General features: G+C 40.3%; 18 protein-coding genes. 2 read left to right on the forward strand and 16 right to left on the reverse strand.

What is annotated here, in order from left to right; translation table 11 throughout:
- Positions 1-11 precede the first annotated feature (11 nt).
- A complete protein-coding gene (pheT, locus tag ACHCNF_RS02935; protein WP_408071303.1) occupies positions 12-2,432 on the reverse strand; it encodes a phenylalanine--tRNA ligase subunit beta in 2,421 nt (806 codons plus the stop codon).
- Positions 2,433-2,515: 83 nt separating this feature from the next.
- Positions 2,516-3,535 (reverse strand): phenylalanine--tRNA ligase subunit alpha, encoded by a 1,020-nt coding sequence (pheS, locus tag ACHCNF_RS02940; RefSeq protein ID WP_408072183.1) that lies wholly within the window; start codon positions 3,533-3,535, stop codon positions 2,516-2,518.
- A gap of 513 nt (positions 3,536-4,048) precedes the next feature.
- On the opposite strand from pheS, the gene ACHCNF_RS02945 reads away from it, so the two are divergent.
- On the forward strand, positions 4,049-5,428 hold the full coding sequence (locus ACHCNF_RS02945) for an MATE family efflux transporter (RefSeq protein ID WP_408071304.1): 1,380 nt from the start codon (positions 4,049-4,051) through the stop codon (positions 5,426-5,428).
- A 19-nt stretch (positions 5,429-5,447) separates the two neighbouring features.
- Complete coding sequence (locus ACHCNF_RS02950; RefSeq protein ID WP_408071305.1) at positions 5,448-6,800, forward strand: MATE family efflux transporter; 1,353 nt, start codon at positions 5,448-5,450, stop codon at positions 6,798-6,800.
- Positions 6,801-6,808: 8 nt separating this feature from the next.
- Here the strand turns inward: ACHCNF_RS02950 and ACHCNF_RS02955 are convergent, their stop codons facing one another.
- The 14 genes from ACHCNF_RS02955 to ACHCNF_RS03020 all read right to left on the reverse strand — a co-directional run bounded on the left by ACHCNF_RS02955 (position 6,809) and on the right by ACHCNF_RS03020 (position 21,086).
- Positions 6,809-7,855 (reverse strand): pyridoxal phosphate-dependent aminotransferase, encoded by a 1,047-nt coding sequence (locus tag ACHCNF_RS02955; protein ID WP_408071306.1) that lies wholly within the window; start codon positions 7,853-7,855, stop codon positions 6,809-6,811.
- 41 nt (positions 7,856-7,896) lie between these two features.
- Positions 7,897-8,880: an adenosylcobinamide-phosphate synthase CbiB gene (cbiB, locus tag ACHCNF_RS02960; protein WP_408071307.1), complete on the reverse strand. Its 984-nt coding sequence runs from the start codon at positions 8,878-8,880 to the stop codon at positions 7,897-7,899.
- A gap of 83 nt (positions 8,881-8,963) precedes the next feature.
- A complete protein-coding gene (locus ACHCNF_RS02965; protein WP_408071308.1) occupies positions 8,964-9,758 on the reverse strand; it encodes an adenosylcobinamide-GDP ribazoletransferase in 795 nt (264 codons plus the stop codon).
- Positions 9,745-10,287: a bifunctional adenosylcobinamide kinase/adenosylcobinamide-phosphate guanylyltransferase gene (locus ACHCNF_RS02970; RefSeq protein WP_408071309.1), complete on the reverse strand. Its 543-nt coding sequence runs from the start codon at positions 10,285-10,287 to the stop codon at positions 9,745-9,747. Before ACHCNF_RS02970 ends, ACHCNF_RS02965 begins: the two co-directional genes overlap by 14 nt.
- Entirely contained in the window at positions 10,287-11,363 is a 1,077-nt protein-coding gene (locus ACHCNF_RS02975) for a nicotinate-nucleotide--dimethylbenzimidazole phosphoribosyltransferase (protein WP_408071310.1), read from the reverse strand. Before ACHCNF_RS02975 ends, ACHCNF_RS02970 begins: the two co-directional genes overlap by 1 nt.
- Positions 11,360-12,715: a cobyrinic acid a,c-diamide synthase CobB gene (locus tag ACHCNF_RS02980; protein WP_408071311.1), complete on the reverse strand. Its 1,356-nt coding sequence runs from the start codon at positions 12,713-12,715 to the stop codon at positions 11,360-11,362. The genes ACHCNF_RS02975 and ACHCNF_RS02980 overlap by 4 nt, the downstream gene beginning before the upstream one ends.
- Positions 12,716-12,730: 15 nt before the next feature.
- Positions 12,731-14,725 carry a precorrin-6A reductase gene (cobK, locus tag ACHCNF_RS02985; RefSeq protein ID WP_408071312.1) on the reverse strand — a complete coding sequence of 665 codons (1,995 nt, stop codon included), beginning with the start codon at positions 14,723-14,725 and terminating at the stop codon, positions 12,731-12,733.
- Positions 14,715-15,455 (reverse strand): precorrin-3B C(17)-methyltransferase, encoded by a 741-nt coding sequence (cobJ, locus tag ACHCNF_RS02990; protein WP_408071313.1) that lies wholly within the window; start codon positions 15,453-15,455, stop codon positions 14,715-14,717. The genes cobK and cobJ overlap by 11 nt, the downstream gene beginning before the upstream one ends.
- A gap of 20 nt (positions 15,456-15,475) precedes the next feature.
- Positions 15,476-16,549, reverse strand: coding sequence for a cobalt-precorrin 5A hydrolase (locus ACHCNF_RS02995; RefSeq protein ID WP_408071314.1), 1,074 nt, complete (start codon positions 16,547-16,549; stop codon positions 15,476-15,478).
- Positions 16,536-17,555 carry an ATP-binding cassette domain-containing protein gene (locus ACHCNF_RS03000; protein WP_408071315.1) on the reverse strand — a complete coding sequence of 340 codons (1,020 nt, stop codon included), beginning with the start codon at positions 17,553-17,555 and terminating at the stop codon, positions 16,536-16,538. The genes ACHCNF_RS02995 and ACHCNF_RS03000 overlap by 14 nt, the downstream gene beginning before the upstream one ends.
- Positions 17,542-18,633, reverse strand: a complete 1,092-nt coding sequence (locus ACHCNF_RS03005; protein ID WP_408071316.1) for a FecCD family ABC transporter permease — start codon at positions 18,631-18,633, stop codon at positions 17,542-17,544. Before ACHCNF_RS03005 ends, ACHCNF_RS03000 begins: the two co-directional genes overlap by 14 nt.
- The gene (gene cobM / locus ACHCNF_RS03010; protein WP_408071317.1) at positions 18,569-19,330 is read right to left on the reverse strand and encodes a precorrin-4 C(11)-methyltransferase; all 762 of its coding nucleotides are present in this window, start codon (positions 19,328-19,330) and stop codon (positions 18,569-18,571) included. The genes ACHCNF_RS03005 and cobM overlap by 65 nt, the downstream gene beginning before the upstream one ends.
- A complete protein-coding gene (gene cbiD, locus ACHCNF_RS03015) occupies positions 19,327-20,463 on the reverse strand; it encodes a cobalt-precorrin-5B (C(1))-methyltransferase CbiD (protein ID WP_408071318.1) in 1,137 nt (378 codons plus the stop codon). The genes cobM and cbiD overlap by 4 nt, the downstream gene beginning before the upstream one ends.
- On the reverse strand, positions 20,463-21,086 hold the full coding sequence (locus tag ACHCNF_RS03020; protein ID WP_408071319.1) for a precorrin-8X methylmutase: 624 nt from the start codon (positions 21,084-21,086) through the stop codon (positions 20,463-20,465). The genes cbiD and ACHCNF_RS03020 overlap by 1 nt, the downstream gene beginning before the upstream one ends.
- Between the last annotated feature and the right edge of the window lies 1 nt (position 21,087).

Here is a 21,087-nt window from a genome sequence, read left to right on the forward strand (position 1 = left end):
TAATCGGATTATTAGCTTCTCAAAGATATATTAAGGCTCTCAAGGCCGTTGAGAATCTTCTTCATTGCTGCATTTACTTCATCATCTGCAAGTGTCTTTTCCTTGTCTCTGAATGCAAGCGAATAGGCCATTGACTTAAAGCCCTTCTCAATCTGAGATCCTTCGTAGATATCAAACAATTCAAGCTTCTCAAGCTTCTTACCGCCGCGCTGTTTGATCATCTTCTCGATATCCCCGGCTGTTACTTCTGAAGGAACTACCATACTGATATCTCTTGTAACAGCAGGGAATTTAGCTATTCCTGTATATACGCGGTTATAGTTTGCAAAAGGCACGATAGCAGGAAGGTCAAGAACTGCTATATAAGCTCTTGTTCCGATTCCGTAATTATCAAGTACTTCAGGATGAACCTCTCCAAGGTATCCTATTGCATTACCCTTAAAGCTGATAAGTGCCTGACGTCCGGGATGAAGGAAAGGCTTTCCTGCCTTAGCATTATACTCCAGATCATCTGCCATACCAATCTGTCCAAGGAACTCTTCAACAGCACCCTTCATTGTGAAGAAATCACCTTCTCCATAGAAACCAAGAACAAACTGTGATCTCTCGTCGGGAAGCTCCTTAAGAGGAAGTTCCTTTGCGATATAAATATTAGCTATCTCGTAAAGCTTAACATCCTTATTTCTGCGCTTATAGTTTGTAGCAAGGCTTGTAAGAATAACATTAAGCGGAATGGTTCTCATTATCGAGAAGTCCTCTCCCAGAGGATTGGATATCTTTATCGCATTTCTCTCAGGTGCATCCTCAGCAAGAAGAAGCTTATCGAATACCTTGGGGCTCTCGAAGGAATAGCCGTAAGCCTGTGAAAATCCACAGAACTGAGCAACCTCACGAGCTGTCTTCTCAACTGTCATCTTAAATGTAAGCTTACCTGTTGTAGGAGCATTCTTAGGAAGAGTTGACGGTATCTTATCATATCCGTAAAATCTTGCAACCTCCTCAGCTATATCACACATTCCGATAAGGTCCTGTCTGAAACTGGGAATTATAATCTCATTGGAAGCTTCATCATATACAAGCTCTTCTCTCTCAAAAATCTCAAGCATTGTCTGTCTGTCGATATCAGTTCCAAGAAGTGCATTTATTCTGTCAGGTTCAAATACGATTCTGTTAAGAGGCTTGATGGGTGACTTGGCTTCAACAATTCCTGAAGTAACCTTTCCACAGCCGAGCTCATTAACAAGCTGGCAGGCGCGGTTAATAGCATCCTCTGCATTGTTTGGATCAAGTCCTTTTTCAAAGAAACCTGAAGCATCTGTACGAAGTCCGATTCTCTTTGCACTCTTACGGATATTAGGTCCGTTAAATGTAGCTGCCTCGAACAGAACTGTCTTAGCACCCTCTGTTATCATGGAGTTCTCGCCGCCCATGATTCCGCCGATTGCAACTTCCTTTTCTCCGTCACATATCATTATAACTTCACTGTCTAAGTTTCTCTCCTGTCCATCAAGAGTTACAAACTTCTCTCCATCCTTTGCGCGTTTAACAACAATTTTGTTACCTGCAATGGTTGAAAGATCGAATGCATGCATAGGCTGACCATACTCAAGCATTACATAGTTTGTGATATCTACGATATTATTGATAGGTCTTACTCCGTTAGCAGCAAGTCTTCTCTGCATCCACTCAGGTGAAGGACCTACCTTTATATCTGTGCAGACTCTTGCGCAATAGCGTGAGCAAAGGTCAGCATCCTTGATTTCAACTGAAATGTAATCAGATGCCTTTTCAGCTGTCTCCTCTACCTTTACCTCGGGTGCCTTGAAAGGAAGCTTGAATGTAGCAGCAGCCTCTCTTGCAATGCCAAGAATACTATAGCAGTCTACACGGTTACTTGTTACTTCGAATTCAAAAACAGTATCATGAAGTCCCAGTACCTCTACGGCATCTGCTCCCACCTCTGTATCCTCGGGGAAAATGTATAGACCATCCTCGGGTGCTTCAGGATAAAAATCTTTTGAAGATCCAAGCTCCTCAATTGAGCACATCATACCCTGGCTGGGAATGCCACGAAGCTTACCTGCTTTAATCTTAATTCCTTCCTCAGGATTCGGGCTTCCGTCATGTCCGCCGGCTACTCTTCCGCCATCAAGAACAACGGGAACCTTATCTCCTTCCTTCATATTCTTAGCACCTGTAACTATCTGGATCTTCTCTGATCCGATGTTTACCTGGCAGATCACAAGCTTATCTGCATCCGGATGAGGCTCAATCTTATCTATCTGACCAACTACTATTTTTTCAAGGTTCTTATCAAGACGATGAAAACCTTCTCCCTTTGTTCCGGAAAGTGTAAGTGCATCAAGAATCTCCTGATCGCCGGCATTTAAATCCGGTACATATGCTTTAATCCATGACAAATTTGCATCCATGTTAAATCCTCCAAAAATTATGTATTGGCACAATTAATTCGTAATCCTGCCCTGTCGGTCGGAACCATATTATAGTTCCTCCCTCAAAACTGCTCCAAAAATCTGATGTCGTTCTCGTACAGAAGACGCATGTCATCAATCTCGTACTTCAAAACAGCAATTCTCTCAAGACCAAGTCCGAAAGCAAAGCCTGTGTACTCCTTAGGATCGATTCCACTCATCTCAAGTACGTGAGGATGAACCATTCCGCAACCAAGGATTTCAATCCATCCTTCACCCTTACAGAAACGGCATCCTTTTCCACCACACTTAAAGCAGCTTACATCCATCTCTGCAGAAGGCTCAGTGAAGGGGAAATGATGAGGCCTGAACTTAACCTTTACATCCTCACCGAAAATCTCCTTTGCAAATTCAGCAAGTGTACCTTTAAGGTCTGCAAAAGTAATACCCTTATCAATAACAAGACCCTCAATCTGGTGGAAGCTAGGGCTGTGTGTAGCATCAACTTCATCAGCTCTGAATACACGGCCGGGAGCTATCATCTTTATAGGGAGCTTTCCCTTTTCCATCTCATGAACCTGTGTTGAAGATGTCTGTGTACGAAGAAGGAGATCTCCGGTTATATAGAAAGTATCCTGTTCATCCTTTGCAGGGTGATCTGCAGGAATATTAAGTGCTTCAAAGTTGTAGTAATCCTTTTCTACTTCAGGACCCTCCGCAACTTCATATCCCATTCCGATAAATACGTTCTCAACATCCTCAAGAGTAATCGTATTGGGATGACGATGTCCAACATTATTCTTCTTTGCGGGAAGAGTTACGTCGATGGTCTCACTTGCAAGCTTAGCCTCACGAACTGCTGCTTCAAGTTTTTTCTTTGTGGATTCAAGATTCTTCTCAATCTCTTCACGAACCTCATTTACCATCTGACCAACCTTAGGTCTGTCCTCAGGTGCAACATCCTTCATACTCTTTAAGATGCTAGTAAGCTCTCCCTTTTTACCAAGGATATTTACACGGATATCATTAAGCATATCGAGACCTTCAGTCTCACTGATCTGCTTAAGTGCATTCTCCCTGATCTTGTCTAATTGCTCTTTAATCATTTTTACCTTCCTTTCATAATGGCTCTGAATTTCAAAGTCAAATACCCATCGGGCTAATTGATATAATGGTATAAAAAGAATCCCTTACATCAAAAAGATGTAAGGGACGAATATAATCCGCGGTACCACCCTGATTCCTGCTATAAAAAATAACAGACACTCATTTCAATCTTAAATTCAGGCTCCAATGCGAAACTTCCGAACTGCCTATACAAAACCGGCTCTCAGCCGCTGACCGGTCTCTCTGGGTTGTAGTACAGAACATCCTGGGGACTTCCCCACATCTTCAACGCTCTGCAAACTAGTTTAACCATGAGAAAATAAAAAGTCAAGAAAACCCACTTATTTTAAATAAGAAAAAAAATTTATTTGTCTATTCACATAAAATGTAGTTTGTGATATTATAATAAATTGTACGCAATATTTTATTGATTAGTCTCCGTCCATCATTTTTCTGAGATAACATCTAACAAAAAATCAATAAAAAATTATATAAAAAATGGAGGAAATATGAACATTAAGAATTTATTTGCTCCTGTGGATATGACTGAAGGCTCGCCTGTAAAGCAGATAATCAAATTCACTATTCCCATGCTTTTAGGTAATATCGCACAGCAGCTATACAATACTGTTGACAGTATAATAGTAGGACGATTTGTTGGAGATAATGCGCTTGCAGCTGTAGGAAGCGCCGGCCCTCTGCTGAACCTTATGCTTGTTCTTTTTATGGGTGTGGCTGTCGGCGCCTCCATTATGGTTTCTCAATATTTCGGAGCCAGGAAAAGAGAGGAACTTTCAAAATCTATAGGTACAAGCATTACGCTTACAGGGATTGCATCTTTGTTCATCATGATAGTCGGTCCTTTAATAACCAAGCCTATCCTGGAGCTTCTTGGAACCCCTGAAAGTATCATAGACTGGTGTACCAGTTATCTATGGATCATATTCATAGGTATCGCAGGTGGTGGATATTACAATATCATGAGCGGTATCCTGAGAGGTCTCGGAGATTCTGTTTCAGCGCTTTTATATCTGCTTGTGGCAACAGTTCTCAACATTGTCCTTGACCTTGTTTTTGTAGCTTATTTCCGAATGGGAGTGGCCGGTGTTGCACTTGCTACCGTACTTGCTCAGTTCGTGTCGGCTTTCCTTTCACTTTGGAAGCTTACAAAAATGAATTCCGTTTTTGATTTTAAAAAGGAATATCTTTTCCCTGAGAAGTACTACGTTAATACTCTCATAAAGCTCGGTCTTCCCTCAGGTGTTACACAGGCTATTTTCTCCATGTCAATGATAGTCGTTCAAAACCTGACTAATACTTTTGGCGAGCTTTACATAGCAGCAAACGTTATTGTAATGCGTGTTGACGGATTTGTTATGCTCCCTGCATTTTCATTTGGTTCAGCAATGACAACCTTTGCCGGCCAAAACATCGGAGCCGGGAAGCTTGACAGAGTAAGCCATGGAGCCAAGAGCGGAACTCTTGCTGCAATGGGAATATCTGCCGTTCTTTCTGTTATGATACTAATATTCGGAAAATTCATAATGGGAATTTTCACAAGCACACAATCACTTATAGATATGAGCTATAATATGATGTGTATACTTATAATAGGTTACATAGCTATGGAAGTTACCCAATGCCTGTCCGGTATTATGCGAGGCGCGGGTGACACTATGACTCCCATGTGGATTTCCATGTTTTCATCAATACTTATGCGAGTACCCATGGCTTATATATTCGTAAACCTCACCAAGACTCCTGATATGCCTCAGGGCAACTGTTATATGATGCAGTTATCCATGCTGGTGACCTGGACAATAGGTGCTTTCATAACCTTTGTAATGTACAGAGTCGGGAAGTGGAAAACAAAATCCATCTCAAATTAAAAAACAAAAGGTAAAGACCATGAAAAGAAAAGACGATTATCGTGCTCAAATACTAAAACTAACCATACCGATAGTCCTTCAGAACCTTCTTAGCGTAGCAGTAAACTCCGCTGACGTTGTAATGCTCAATTATGTGGGACAAAGTCATATATCGGCGGTTTCGCTTGCAGCACAATATGCCAGTGTTCTTTTCATGGTCTTCTACGGTCTTGGAACCGGTGTTACCATGCTGTGTTCTCAATACTATGGAAAAGGCGACATGCGCGCAATTGATGTGGTTGAGGGCATTGCACTGCGATTTTCACTGCTTGCAGCTTTTATTTTTGCAGGCAGTGCTTTTATTTTCCCAAGACAGATGATGCGTGTGTTTACGCCTGACCCTGAACTTATTACCATAGGTGCGTCATATCTGAAAAATATCAGTGTTGCCTATGTTTGTTGGGGAATAATTGAAATTTATCTTGCTACTCTCAGAAGTATCGGTCGTGTAACTATCTCCACTGTTTTAAATACAATCGCATTTTCTTTAAACATATTGCTAAATGCGGTGTTCATATTCGGCCTGTTCGGAGCTCCAAAGCTTGGAGCTGCCGGCGTTGCACTCGCCACATCTATCTCCAGAGTAATTGAACTTATTCTGTGTATTGCAGTTTCAGTCAGAAGTAAAAACGCAAAACTTAAGCTCTCATTTATGTTCATAAAAAATGATCTGCTTTTGAAAGACTTCCTGAAAATGGCTCTTCCTGCAATGATCAATGATGTTTCCTGGGGACTTGCATTCTCAATGTACTCTGTTATCATCGGTCAGTTCCTTGGAACTGATGTGGTTGCAGCCTACTCCTTCACATCTCTTGCAAGAAATTTCGGAACAATCCTATGCTTTGGAGTTGCTAGTGCAGGTGGAATCTTACTTGGCCAGATAATCGGCGAAAACAGACTTGAGGATGCTGATAAAGCATCGAAGGTATTGATGAAAATGACTGTGCTTTTCGGAGCTATAGGCGGTCTCATAATATTATGCCTTATCCCTGCCTTTTTGGGATTTGCCAATCTCACTCCCATGGGAAAACACTATCTTAAAATTATGCTCTTTATTAATACTTACTATGTAATGGGTGCCGCAGTTAACACCACCCTGATTGCCGGAGTTTTTCGTGCAGGTGGTGACAGCAGATTCGGCGCAATATGTGATACCATCGACATGTGGTGCTATGCAGTTCCTCTCGGTTTCATCGCTGCAGCCCTTTTAAAGCTCCCTCCCATGTGGGTATATTTCCTTCTGTGCACAGACGAATTCGTAAAGTGGCCTTGGGTTATAGGTCATTACAGAAGCAGAAAATGGCTTCGCAATATCACAAGAGATGAGTATTAAACTTCCGATTAAAGCTTACTGCATATTTGGATCAATCTGTCGATACTTTTTTTATCTTTGACCGCTATGCGATAAAACCCCTTGCCAAGGCCGCGAAAATTCTCGCAGTCTCGTATCAGTATGCCGTATTCAAGCAGATTTTCGTATAACTTGCGCTCAGTCTTTATCAAAATAAAATTTGTTTCAGAAGGAAAAACTTTTATTCCCTTTTTTTCAAAGGCTGCAGAAAGCCGTTTTCTGCCATCTTCTATAAGCTCTGCAGAGTCCTTTTCATAGGTGCTTTTTTCTAAAATATTTGCGCAGGCAATCCCTGCATTTTCTGCAAATACTGAGAGATTCCACTCAGGTAAAAACTTACTTATACCTTCAATATTTTTTTCATTCGAAATAGCATATCCTAAACGCACTCCCGGAATTGAGAAAAGCTTGGTATATGCATTTATTATAAAAAGATTCGGAAATCTGCCTGATTCCCTGAAATATTTAATCGCACTTGTTCCTGATGACAGTCTTATAAAGCATTCGTCAATAATAAGTGCTGTCCCTGCACTTTTACATTTATTAATGATTTCATCAAGGATTTCTACAGAAATGCATCTTCCTGTGGGATTATTTGGATTGGCAATTATTACTGCGTCAGTTTCATGAGTTATTCTCCCAATAAATTCCTCATCCAAAATATAATCATTGTCCTCACGAAGAATATACTCTTCTACCATACAACTACTTAGCATATTAAGAGCATGGCGGTAGCCATAGAATGATGGTACAGGAATAAGAACTCTTCGGGGATCAAGATATCTAAGGACAGATACCAAAAGTTCCGAAGCGCCATTTCCTCCAATAATATTTGATGGCATGATGCCATTGCCTTCAGCTGCGGCAACTGCTCTTCTAAATTCAGTCTGATTTGTATCCGGATACAACGAAATCTTATCGCCGGCACATCTAATAGCGCTTATTACATCCTGTGGACATGGTAGCGGATTAAGATTTACCGAAAAGTCATATTCAATATTCAGTTCGTATATTTCACCGCCGTGTAGCATGTCCATTCCTCAATTTCCATATTATGACTTTTAACCCTATCATCATATTATTGAATCATATAGAAAAATATCCCGATTCCTATAAGTATAAGCATGCACAGAAACTCTGTTACAAACATAAGTCTGCAGGCTCTTTTTATATCCTCAGGTTCAACATGTCTTATATCGTCACCTATGAAAGGTTTTTTAACAAGTTTTCCAAAGTAATAAGCATCGCCCGCAAGTCTTAGTGATAGTGCTCCTGCACAGGCGGCTTCTGTCTGTGCTGAATTAGGGCTCTTATGGTTATATCTGTCTCTGCAAAAAATCTTAAATGCCCCTCTTCCGCTATATTCAGATCCGCCAATATAGGCTGCAAGTATCATAAGAAGGCCGCTTATTCTGGCGGGAATATAATTTACAACATCATCTGCCTTTGCAGCAGCTGTGCCAAAATGCTCATATCTGTTGTTGTGATATCCAACCATGGAATCCATAGTATTTATGGCTTTATATGTAAATCCCAGAACCGGTCCGCCTATAAAGGTATAAATAAGCGGAGCAATAATTCCATCAGAGGTATTTTCCGCAACTGTCTCAACCGCAGCTCTCGCTATTCCGGCTTCATCAAGCGACGCGGTATCTCGTCCCACTATCATTGAAACCGCATATCTTCCATCTTCGATACTTCCTTTTAAAAGTGCATCATGCACCTTCATACTCTCATCTCGAAGGCTCCTTGCTGCCAGAATATAGCAGGTAAGGATAGCCTCTGTCACAACTCCCACATATGGATGGATTCTGTATGCTTCTACAATCACAACTCCGGTTATTAAAGCTGTGCATATGATCACAATTAGAAAAAGAACAATTCCTTTAAAAAATTCCGCCTTGGCATTTCTCTTTTTGTTCTCAGTTTCTCCCAGTAATTTTCTGTCCAATAGACCAATAAGATTCCCTATAAGGCGTATGGGATGCGGAAAATTCATGGGATCCCCGATTATCAGATCAAGGAAAAATCCCATAACAAAAGAAATCAAATGATACTTCATAACTATCCCCATTTATGTAAATTGTTTATATCGGGTCGCTTTTCATAATATAAACATTGACAAGGAACCCGTTAAATATTTCATTAAGCAAAAAAAGCTGCCAGAGAAATACAAACCATAACAGCTTCCTCACAGACACAGATATAAAACCCTGCCGTATCTCCGGTTACACCACCGAAGTTTTTTGAACACATGGCTTTATAATAGACTGTAAAAAGTACTATTGCTGCAATACTTATAATTCCTCCGATGATGTCCAAAAATAACATGACACCCATCCCCAAAAGCAGCTCTGCAGTTAATACTATTTTATCTGCACCTCCGGTACTTTTGGTTTCGGTATTTAGCATGCCATCCCTTCTGGCTTTTTCAAATAAAATACTTGTAAGTCCGCAGGCTGCTCTCACGATAAAAAACGAAACCATATAAATATACAAATAATTATAACTTCCTTTTTTTAACGTATTTGATATCAGCAAATTAAAAAAGGCAAACCATATCATGCCATAGATGATCACACTTATTACTGAAAAAGCTCCAATATGCGGATCCTTCATAATCTTCAGTTTCTTTTGTCTGTCCTGATAGGAATTCCTTGCATCCTGCACATCCATAATGCCATCCATATGAAAGCCCCCCGTGATTATCAGCGGCAAAACAGATAACAAAAGGATTATGCTCAGATGCGGGAATTCAAAAATTCCTGTAACCTTAAAAACTGCAAAGGACAAGCCTCCGATCACTGCGCCTATCAGAGGAAGCGCACTAATGGCGTGCTTCATATCCTTTTCCTGCCAGGTAAAGACAGGCATAGGAATCCTTGAGTATAATGAAAATGCGACGATTATACTTCTAATTACGCTTTTAATGGCGTTCAAAATATTTCCACTCTCCTTCTGTCAGCTCATATATTTTGTCAGCTTTTTCCTTGAGCTTCTCATTTACATCCAGGGTCAGTCTCACATAAAGCTTTGTGTCCTCATCATATTCGGGATCATCTGCAGGGAACATGTTCGATACTACAACCAGGTGTCTGCATTTATCCCCAAGGAAAAGTACCTCAGATACAATTTTATTTAGAAGCTCTTCATAACCCAGATCTTTGTTTAATTCAGAATGCTGCTCATTCCCAACAAGATTGGATATACACTCCAAAAGAACATATTTATTTTCAATGTCACTTATTTTGGAAGCTACATTGTCTATGCCGACAGGACATTCAACAGTCTGAAAGTTCTTTCCTTTCCGCATATTTCTATGTCTCTCAATGCGCTTCTTTCCATCCTCCCCAAAGGGTATCATAGTAGCGACATATATTTTTTCTGCGCCACCTGAAACAGTCTCTATTATATCCTCAGCTTTCCGGGATTTACCGCTTCCCGGCGTTCCAATTATAAGTGTTATCATCAGGAATACCTCTTATACTCCTCTATTTTGTAGTCCTCGAACCTTGCTGCATTATTATAAAAATATGCAGAAGTATCTATGAGGGGAAAAAGCATGATTGCTCCTGTTCCTTCTCCAAGCGCCATATCACCGTTAATATAAGGCTTTAATCCCAGGTATCTGAGCGCAGTAATGTTGCCCTTCTCTCTTCCTGCATGTGATGCGATAAGATATTCCCTTACACCGGGAATAATCATATCGGCGATTACTGCTGCAGCAGAGCTGATAATCCCGTCAACTACAACAGGAACATGATTTATCGCTCCTCCTATAATAAGTCCGGAAAGTCCTGCAATATCCAGGCCTCCAACACACTGAAGTATTCTAAAAGCTTTTTCTTTTTGATCAGAAATATCTTCAAAATGATATTTTTGAAGTCCCTTTTTTATCACTTCTTTTTTTCTGCAAAAGCCCTTATCATCTATACCGGCGCCGCGACCTGTTATATCATCACTGTCAAGAGCAAGAGCAGCAGACAAAACAGCTGCTGAGGTTGTCGTATTACCTATTCCCATTTCCCCGGTTAAAAGAACATGAAAGCCGGACTTTGACAGTTCACCCGCTATATCGATCCCGGTTTGTACTGCACTTAATAGCTCTGTTTCAGTCATAGAAGGCTGTTTTAAAAAATTATTCGTTCCGGGTGAAATCTTATGATCCCTTACACCGTCAATTATTTCATCAGAAGCTATTCCTATATCTACCGGAATTATGTCTACTTTAGCTGCCTTTCCCAAAGTACATGCAGAGCTTATGCCGTTTCCAAGAGCCTTTGCAACAGATAAGGTTATCTCTTTTCCGCTCTGTGATACCCCCTCTTCCACTATGCCGTTATCTGCACACATTATAACTGCAGCGCGTTTATCTACGCTGATAATTTCTGTCCTCTGTATACTTGCAATTTTGCAGATAAGCTCTTCAAAGTCACCAAGTCCGTCAAGCGGTTTAGCTATCGAATTAAATACCGACTTTGCACGTAGCCCGGCTTCTCTGTCAGGTGCATCTATTTTTATCCTGAATAAATCTTCTTTTGTCATGCTTCTAAAAACCTCTTTATAAATTCAGGGCAGGAAGGATAATAAAGGTGTGTAAAACCTCCAAGCACATTCTTTTCAAGCCTGTAGCCCTGCCAGGAAACGTCCCCCACCGGCTTTTTAATTTCAAAAATATCACCGTTGTAATCAGTATCACAGTAATGAAATTCATGGCCTTTAATAAGCTCACCCTGCATTAAATATGGATTATCCTTAAGCGCAGTAACTTCCGCGTATCCAAAATGCTTAAGAGATGACGTCATATATCCTCTGCCATCAAAGATATCTACCATGTCATAAACTATGCCATCAGCACCGGATAGTTTTTCCATCAGATATAAAAAGCCGCCACATTCTGCCAACATAGGCATTCCACCAATTGCCGCGTTTTTTATACTTTCTCTCATTGATAAGTTTTGTGACAACTCCTCTGCATATATCTCAGGGTATCCTCCGCCAAATATAAGTCTTGAAACATCAGGAATAGACTTGTCATGAATTGGTGAGAAAAAAACAGGCTCTGCTCCCATTTCTCTTAGTAAGTCCAGATTGTCCTCATAATAAAAACAGAAAGCCTCATCCATAGCAATACCGACACGGGTACTCACGGCTTTTATATCTTCTTTTGCTTTATCCTCTTTGGCTTTAGCTGTTTTATCACCGAATATAATACTTATCAGTTTATCAAAATCTGCTCTCTTTTCCAGTTCGTCCGCCGCTTTATCTATCTTTTTTAATACATCACAGATTTCATCCGGCATCAAAAGTCCCAGGTGTCTGCTCTCAAAACTTACGTCTTTTAATTTCGGAAGGTGTCCTATAACAGGTACTCCTGTTTCTTCAAGGATAAGGTCTTTTATCCGGTCTGCCACTTTGTCAGATATATTGTTTAAAATAACGCCTTTAATCCTGCTCTTGTTTCCATATTCCACAAAACCCTTTATAAGCGGAATAACTGACCTGCTCATTCCCCTGGCATTTACAACCAAAATTACAGGGATATCTGTTATCACTGAAATATCGTAGGATGAGCCCTTATATGAGGTGGCACTTATTCCGTCAAAAAATCCCATCACACCTTCTGCAACCGCCAGATCTCTTCCTGCTGTTCCCTTTTTAAGAGTATGCATAACTCCTTCTTCTCCTGCAAGAAATACATCAAGATTCCTTGATGGAAGACCCAGGACTTTCTTATGGAACATTGGATCAATATAATCGGGCCCACATTTAAAGGATGCCGGATTAAACTGTTGTCTCTTTAACATTTGAAGTATTGCACAGGTTATCAGTGTCTTACCGGAGCCACTGCCGGGTGCAGCTATTATTATCCCCGGTATTTTGCCTCGTTTTTTCAATATATAGTCTCCTATTCACAGCGCTATAATATAAACAGGGTTTTGCGCACAGGGAAGATTATAATTTCCTGTCTTTTTAAATCTTGTTGACATAATCTGTGTAATATCAGGGCTACTGTCTGTCATCTTTTTTATTACACTCACAACATCCGATAAGGTCTCAGGAGTCAGGCAGTTTATAACTATTCTGACATCCTTATTCAGTTCCCGTACACATTTAATTATTTCTTCCATATTTCCGCTGCTCCCACCGATAAAAACATGTGTAGGCACAGGGAGTCCCTCGAGTGCTTCAGGTGCATTTCCCGCAACAATGCTGATATTTTCCGCATAAAACTTGTTCCTGTTTGATGTAATAATCTCCAGGGCTTCTTCGTTCTTCTCAATAGAGTACACTTTGATGTCAGGATGAATAAGTGCTGCCTCAACAGATATTGATCCTGTTCCTGCACCGATATCATATAGAACAGATGAAGGTGTAAGCCCAAGCTTTCTTATAGAAAAAGAGCGAATCTCCTCCTTGGTCATAGGTACCTTTCCGCGAATAAATTCATCATCACTTATGCATTTATATACAGGATTATTTTTTACATAGGGATTTTCTATATAGATGAGAATTCTTCCGTCGGGTATTTCTAAATCATGTTCTTTTGAAGGATTTACGGTGATTATCTTCTCATTCCTTCCACCAAGCTCACAGCCAAGCACAAACTGTAAATTGTCCGGAAGTTTTGATATTATTGCCTTTGCCTGTTCTCTTCCTTGTGCAAGCACGATCAGCTTCTCATTTTTTAAGGCATAGCCCGTTACATTAGCTTCCTTACCGTGTACACTTAATATTTTGCACCTTTCAAGATCAATCTGAAGTTTCTTTGCAAAAAGCGTTACAGAAGATATTCCTGGTATCGCGAAAACCTTATAGCCTGAATTTTCAAAACACTTAACAGCCTTAGTAGCACCGCTGCAGAGGCTGATATCTCCTGAATAAATTACCAAAGGGTTAGCAATTTCATTATTCTCAGCAAGGTATTTTACAATTTCATCTCCCCGGTAAATACTCTCTGTCCTAATACTATTTCCCGTTAGTTCCTTAAAAAGTGACAGAACAGTAGGCGCTCCGAAAATTATATCTGCTTTTTTTGCGGCTCTTTCAAAGTCAGCTGTAAAAAATCCACTGCCTCCAGGCCCCATTCCGGCAACAGTTATTTTATGCGGAGCGTCATTATTTATACCATCGTTTTCCTTGGAGATATACTTAAATACTTCCTCAAGGCTTTTGCCCGCAGATTTTTCATCCTCTTTCTCCGGATTTTCCATAACTACAGCTTTTATGCCACATTCTGCGGCAGCTTCAATCTTTTCATCAAATCCTCCGCTTTTTCCACTCTCCTTTGTCAAAATGACATCTGCACAGACCTCTCTGATAAGTGCAACGTTCAGCTGCTTGGAAAATGGTCCCTGCATGGCAATTATATGTTTTCCTGATAATCCAGCCTCTTTACACTTACCGATACTCTCCTCATTTGGCAAAACCCTTGCGTATATTTCCTTATCCGTTGGAAGCTCATCTACAATTTCCTTTAGATTCTTACTTCCTGTAAGAATCAGAATAACCCTGCCTAGTTTTGAGAGCTGCCTTGCGGCATCCATAGTGCTCTTAACTGTAACTACATGGTCTCCATACTTAGAAGAATAATCCGTATTTCTGCTCAGTCTTATATATTCCCTTCCTGCTTTGTCGCAAGCCTTTTTGATCTCTGCAGAAGCACCTGTAGCAAAAGGATGTGTAGCATCCACAATTATGTTAATATCTTCTGCTGTTATAAGTTCAGCTATTTCTGCAGCATTCCTTCTTCCTACAAAAAGGTTATCTTCACCGCTTTGTGTTTCTATCTCCCCGCCATATTCTGTTGCCACACTTACAGCATGGGATATGGAAGCCTTTGATAAAAGATCTGCAAGTTCTCTTCCTTCAGTTGTTCCGCCAAATATCAGCACCTTATTTTTCACTTTTATATCCTCTTGCTGTTACCATAAACTCTCCTATGTTTTTTGTTGTGGAATTACCTATAAAAACCGTACAAAACATATCTGCATTTATGTTTTTAAGTTCCCCAAGAGTTGTAACCTCGCAGTTTTCTCCCTGCCTGCCAATGTTTCTTACAATGCCGCATGTTCTGCAGTCCTCCATTTCTTCGCTTAAAATCTCGCAGGCATGCTTAAGATATCCGCTCCTTGATCTGCTCTCAGGATTATATATAACAATAGACATATCAGCTCTTGCAGCAAGTCTTAATCTCTTCTCTATAACTTCCATAGGTGTGAGTCTGTCGCTTAAGCTTATTACACAAAAATCGTGGATAAGCGGTGCTCCCAGAAGAGCTCCTCCGCTTAAGGCTGCAGTTATTCCGGGTATTATCTTAACAGTCACATCAGGATATTCTTTGGCCCTTTCGCAGGCAAGACCTGCCATTCCATATACTCCCGCATCTCCGCTGCAGATAATTGAAACAGTTCGGCCTTCTGCAGCTTTTTCAAAAGCAAGGGCGACTCTTTTTTCCTCACCTGTCATGGGAGTTTCTATATATTGCTTATCTTTAAAAAAGTCCCTCACAAGATTGCAGTATACTGTATATCCAGCTATATAATCACTCGCATTAAGAGCATCAAATGCTCTTTTTGTCATATCTTTTATATCTCCGGGGCCAATTCCTACAACATATATGATGCCGTTATCCATCTCTGTTTTCCTTTTCTATTTTATGAAATAAATCCAAGCGCAAAGGTCATTCCGTCTTTTGCTGTTTTCTTAACTGCAATTTTCTCACAACCATAGGCTGCAACAGCGCGCTCGCATATATTATCTGCGCCTGTAACCGACTTGACAAAATCAGATGAGGAAAAATCTCCCTTCTGTTCCATCAGCTTTTTTGATGAAAATGTGATAAAAGAAGCGTCCAGTTTTTTGGACAGTTCTATAAGCCCATGTTCGTCTTTTTTTATATCTGCTGAGACTATAGCCTTTACTGCGCGAATGTCTATACCTGCTTCATTAAGACATTCATTACAGAATTCAAAAAGATGCGTGTAATCCATATTTTTCCTGCAACCCATACCGATAACAACACATTTTGGAATAAGCTGAAGTATTCTCCCATCAGTAAGTCTTGGCGAAATAATAAGATCCGGATTATCTACTATGTTTTCTACCTTCCTTAATTCACTGTAGGTATTCTCTATTTCGCTGCTACAGGAATTATACGTACCACTTATGCAGGCATTTTCAACTGCAGGCAGGTGAGAACAATTGTCATCTATATAAAAAGATGCTGTTTTGTTTTTTAGGAGCTTTGCGGAAAACTCCTTTGCCTTCTTCATATCAGAAATAATGAAGCCGTTTTCTTTTGCAAAAACGTCCACGGAAAACAGCCCCTCAACATCTGTTGCCGTAGTTATGACAGGTGTTCCTCCAATCATTTGGGCTATTTTTCTTGCAAAAAGAACCCCTCCGCCAATATGCCCCGATAAAACAGGTATTACATATTCACCTTTTTCATCCATTACTATTACCGCAGGATCTGATGCCTTATCCCTGATAAATGGTGCTATGCTTCTTATGGCAATCCCAATAGCGCCAATGAATATCAATACATTTCCTGTCTTAAAACATTTCTCAGTCCACGTTTTTAGGTCGTCAATCGGTTCCGCCAATACAGAATTTTCTGTTTCAATGCTCTCACTTTTTTTAAGCTTATCTGAAAGCTTATTCATCAACTCAGCTCCGGAATCAGTAAAGGATATTATTTTAAATTGATTGACCTCAGTGGTTTCCATACATCTTTTCCTTTAACTTTTTAATAACCATTCCATAATTGTTTCTATCATGTGGAAATGTGCAGTTTTTGCAATTCTTTACGCCCTTTTCAGTATAGGTATATTCACCTCCGCAGTCCTTTATATCGTACAGTGGACAATAGCAGAACATACAGCTGAACTTATCATCAGGCAGATCATGACATGGATAATATTCGCACTCTCTGTTAACAAAAAATGATGAATGCCTTACATTTTTGTCCTTGGGATAACCCATATGCGCTCTTAGCTGTCCTTCAACCTTCTTATACATCTCATCAGTAAGAGAATACAAATCCTTTATAATTCCATTTTCCAGTACTGCATGTGGTTCTTCCAAAAGCACTTCCCCATCACTTTTTATAAGTAGTACTCTTGATGATACAGAAAGAGCAAGTTCTATTTCGTGAAGGGACATAATTATGGTTATGCCCTCTTTACTTAACCCTTTTATAACATCCATCAGTTCCACTCTATATCTGATATCCAGATAAGATGTGGGCTCGTCCATAACAAGATATTCCGGCTTCTGACAAATCGCTCTTGCTATAAGGGCTCTCTGCTTTTGACCATCACTTAACGCTTCAAAGCTTGTGTCCTTAAGAGCATCAATTTTCATAAGTTTCGCAGCCTTATTTCCCTCCAGATAGTCTTCCTCAGAAAAAGTCCCAAAGCCTCCTGTGTAAGGAATTCTTCCTGACATCACAACATCGAAACAGGTCATTAGCTCCGGCCTTACCCTCTTCGTAGTAACAATGGAAAGGCTCTTGGCTAAATCTTTAAGCGGGATATTTTTAATGTCATCCTCTCCGATAAAAACAGAACCGCCAAGAGGTCTTATCTGCCCTGAAATTGTTTTAAGGAGAGTGGATTTTCCTCCGCCGTTTGGTCCTATAAAAGATATGATTTCTCCTCGTCCTATCTCCAGATCAGCTCCATTAATTATTATTCTTTTCCCATATCCTGCTCTTACATTAAGAAGCTTCATTATTCTTGTTTCTCCTGACGATCATGTATATTACAATTGGTGCTCCAAACAGCGATGTCACAGCTGAAATGTTTAGTTCCATCGGCGCAAACATTGTTCTTGCAACAAGATCACTGAACATACAAAAAAGCGATCCTGCAAGAAAAGAAGCCGGAATAAGAATTATCGGCTTAGAGGATTTCAAAATCTGTCTCATAAGAAAAGGAACCGCAATACCGATAAAGGATACAGGCCCCGCAAAAGCTGTAACACATGCTGCAAGAAGACTTGATAACAGAATTATACAAATTCTGCATACAGTTATATTTACACCAACGCTTTTTGCATACGCCTCTCCAAGTCTTAGAGCATCAAGGCTCTTACTTAAAACCATAGTTAAAATGAATGCTGTTCCAACTACTGTAAGTGAATACACAGCCCCTGTCATATCTGCCCCTGAAAAGCTTCCCTGGGACCATCCATGGAGATTGACTATGTCTGAATCATCGGCAAATGCAATAAGAAAATCAGTAACCGCACTGCATATATATCCAATCATAATTCCTGCTGCAAGAAGAGCTGCCATATTCTTAATTCTGGAAGAAATAAGAATTATAAAACCGGTCGATAAAAGAGCACCTGTAAAAGCAGCCAAAATAAGCATAAGCCCTGAAGATCTGCCGCTGCTTCCTACAACAAATATCAAAGTTATTGCAACAGCCATCTTGGCACCTGATGAAATACCAAGGATATATGGTCCGGCGATAGGATTAGCGAAATAGGTCTGAAGCAGAAAACCTGAAACCGCCAGAGCACCGCCTAAAATAAAGGTCATTATGGTTCTTGGAATCCTTATGCCCATTATGATGTTTCTTAGTTTATCGTCAGCAATATTCCCACTTATAGTTGCAATCACATCCCCGGGACTGATTCCCACACTTCCCACGCACACATTTATGAAAAAGCCGGCTATTATCAGTATTACCAGTACAAAATAAACTATTATGGTTCTCTTTCTCTGAGCTTCCCGCATCTTAAGATTCCTGTCCTTTTCTATACCCTGTTGAAAAATCAGGTGCATAGAGTCTTGATTTTTCATATCCTGTCTGTGCGACAGTTTCACCCACTATGATGAGGGCTGTTTTATTTATTCCGTAATCCAGCGCAGTTTTTTCCAAAGTATCAAGAGTACATACAAATTTCATTTCATCATCCCATGTTGCCTTATATACTAATGCGCATGGGGTGTCCTTATGCCTTCCGGAGGATATAAGTTTCTCCACAAGTCTTCCAATGTCTCCTGCTGATAAAAAGAAAACCATTGTTGCTCCATGGGCAGAAAGGGCTTCAACCGACTCTCTTTCCGGTACCGGTGTCCTTCCTTCCATTCTGGTAATTATCACGCTCTGACTTATACCCGGAAGGGTGTATTCCATATTAAGCGCAGCTGCTGCTCCGCAGAAAGAGCTCACTCCCGGCGTTGTATCATAAGGGATTCCTTCCCCGTCAAGATAATCCATCTGTTCCCTTATAGCTCCGTAAATAGAAGGATCCCCTGTATGAAGTCTTACAACATTTTTCTTCTCATCATCAGCTGCTTTCATTAACCCCAGAACCTGATCCAGAGTTAATTTTGCGCTGTCATAAATTTCCGTGTCTTTTCCTGCGTATTTCAAAAGCTCCGGATTTACCAGCGATCCCGCATATATTATTACATCTGCCTCTTCTATAAGCTTCTTCCCCCTTACAGTAATGAGGTCTACAGCTCCCGGGCCTGCTCCAACAAAATGAATCATAAACCAGTCTCCTTATCTAAATAAGCTTTGGCATTTTCCGTACTTACAAGTTCAGTGTACTCGTTTGAAAAGACGATAACCTCTGTTGTTATTTTATCTTCTGAAAACTGTTCCATTACTGCTTTTATCTTTTCTGCCATTCTTCTAAAGACCTTATCACCTATTCCCACAGACTTAAGGATATTTACTGCTTCATCCGTCATAACACATTTCATTAGCTTATCTGTAATAGTCCTTTGTTTTTGTAAGGAAACAAATTCTGATGCAATTTCCGACAAAATCTCTATCCTGTGATCGCCGTACATTGAATGCGTATTTTTTATTCCTCCTGCCACCTTCACAAGCTTTCCTATGTGACCGACAAACAGCATTTTTGTAAAGCCCTCATCAGCAGCAATTTTCACTGTATCATAGACAAAGTTTGAACAAAGTACTGCCTCATCTTCATTAGTCCCATATTTTTCTTTTAAAAATGTGAGCCCGTAATTTCCCGGTGCGACTAAAAGTACTTTTTTACCTTCAGCCTTTTTTACTCTTATCTCCACTTTGATTGTCTCAAGTATTGCAGCATCGCTCATGGGCTCAACTATGCCCGTTGTCCCAAGAATCGATATTCCTCCAACTATTCCCAGCTTTGGATTAAAGGTCTTCTCAGCAAGTTTTTCTCCCTCGGGAACAATGATGTTAATCTCTACACCCTTATCTGTAATTCCATATTCAGATAATACCGTTCTTACATTTTCCTTTATCATCTCACGTGGAACAGAATTTATGGCAGCTTCTCCTATAGGCTGATCAAGTCCGGGTTTAGTCACAGTCCCTACACCTTTTCCGCCCTTTATTCTTATTTCATCATTATCCAAAAGACGAACAGAAGCATATATCAGAGTCCCGCTAGTGATATCAGGGTCATCTCCTCCATCCTTTATTACAGCGCAGCTAACATAATCTCCATTTCTTTTTACATCAAGTATCTCTGCGTTATATACAAGTCCTTTTGGAGTAACAATGCTTGCGTTATATATGTTCTCACCTGTAAGAAGCATAATGAGAGCAGCCTTTGCTGTGACAGCAGCGCAGCTCCCTGTTGTAAAACCACGCCTTAGATTTTTTTTCCCATTATCATTTTCCATCAAATGTTATAGAGGATTGAGTTACATATAGCTGCAGCAACTCCGCTTCCTCCCTTTCTTCCTTTGTTGATTATGTAAGGAATGTCTGTATCAAGTATCAGCTCCTTAGCTTCTATTACATTCACAAATCCAACAGGGACACCGATTATCATCTCCGGTCTGTAGCCTTCATCTATCATCTCCCGGAGCTTTATAAGTGCAGTAGGTGCATTACCAATAGCGTAGATAACAGGCTTATCTATGCTTCTTGCCTTCTCCATACTGACATAAGCCCTTGTGACCTGCCTTATTCCTGCGCTTTGGGCTACATCCGTGTCAGCCATGAAACAGTGAACCTCCCCTCCGTATTTAGAGAGTGTTTTTCTGCTTATGCCCTGAAGCGCCATATTTGTATCGGTTACTATGTGAGCACCTCTTTTTATGGCATTCTTTGCACGTTCTATTACATTATCTGAAAATGTCATTGTATCTGCATACTCAAAGTCCGCAGTTGTATGAATCACCCGTATAACAGTAGGTTCTGTATCCTCCGGAAAGCTTTTTCCCATCTCTGAAAGTTCTTTCCTGATGATTCTAAAGCTTTCCTTTTCAATGTCTGAAGGAAGTATGTGTCTTATCTCCATT

It is taken from the genome of Butyrivibrio sp. NATIVEDY162, assembly GCF_045999815.1.
GTDB lineage: Bacteria > Bacillota > Clostridia > Lachnospirales > Lachnospiraceae > Butyrivibrio.

Excerpts from the sequence above, each read along its gene's own strand:
- pheT (WP_408071303.1), bottom strand. The coding sequence starts at position 2,432 with ATGGATGCAAATTTGTCATGGATTAAAGCATATGTACCGGATTTAAAT.
- ACHCNF_RS02945 (WP_408071304.1), top strand. The coding sequence starts at position 4,049 with ATGAACATTAAGAATTTATTTGCTCCTGTGGATATGACTGAAGGCTCG.
- ACHCNF_RS02950 (WP_408071305.1), top strand. The coding sequence starts at position 5,448 with ATGAAAAGAAAAGACGATTATCGTGCTCAAATACTAAAACTAACCATA.
- ACHCNF_RS02955 (WP_408071306.1), bottom strand. The coding sequence starts at position 7,855 with ATGGACATGCTACACGGCGGTGAAATATACGAACTGAATATTGAATAT.
- cbiB (WP_408071307.1), bottom strand. The coding sequence starts at position 8,880 with ATGAAGTATCATTTGATTTCTTTTGTTATGGGATTTTTCCTTGATCTG.
- ACHCNF_RS02970 (WP_408071309.1), bottom strand. The coding sequence starts at position 10,287 with ATGATAACACTTATAATTGGAACGCCGGGAAGCGGTAAATCCCGGAAA.
- ACHCNF_RS02975 (WP_408071310.1), bottom strand. The coding sequence starts at position 11,363 with ATGACAAAAGAAGATTTATTCAGGATAAAAATAGATGCACCTGACAGA.
- cobJ (WP_408071313.1), bottom strand. The coding sequence starts at position 15,455 with ATGGATAACGGCATCATATATGTTGTAGGAATTGGCCCCGGAGATATA.
- ACHCNF_RS02995 (WP_408071314.1), bottom strand. The coding sequence starts at position 16,549 with ATGGAAACCACTGAGGTCAATCAATTTAAAATAATATCCTTTACTGAT.
- ACHCNF_RS03000 (WP_408071315.1), bottom strand. The coding sequence starts at position 17,555 with ATGAAGCTTCTTAATGTAAGAGCAGGATATGGGAAAAGAATAATAATT.
- ACHCNF_RS03005 (WP_408071316.1), bottom strand. The coding sequence starts at position 18,633 with ATGAAAAATCAAGACTCTATGCACCTGATTTTTCAACAGGGTATAGAA.
- cobM (WP_408071317.1), bottom strand. The coding sequence starts at position 19,330 with ATGATTCATTTTGTTGGAGCAGGCCCGGGAGCTGTAGACCTCATTACT.
- cbiD (WP_408071318.1), bottom strand. The coding sequence starts at position 20,463 with ATGGAAAATGATAATGGGAAAAAAAATCTAAGGCGTGGTTTTACAACA.
- ACHCNF_RS03020 (WP_408071319.1), bottom strand. The coding sequence starts at position 21,086 with ATGGAGATAAGACACATACTTCCTTCAGACATTGAAAAGGAAAGCTTT.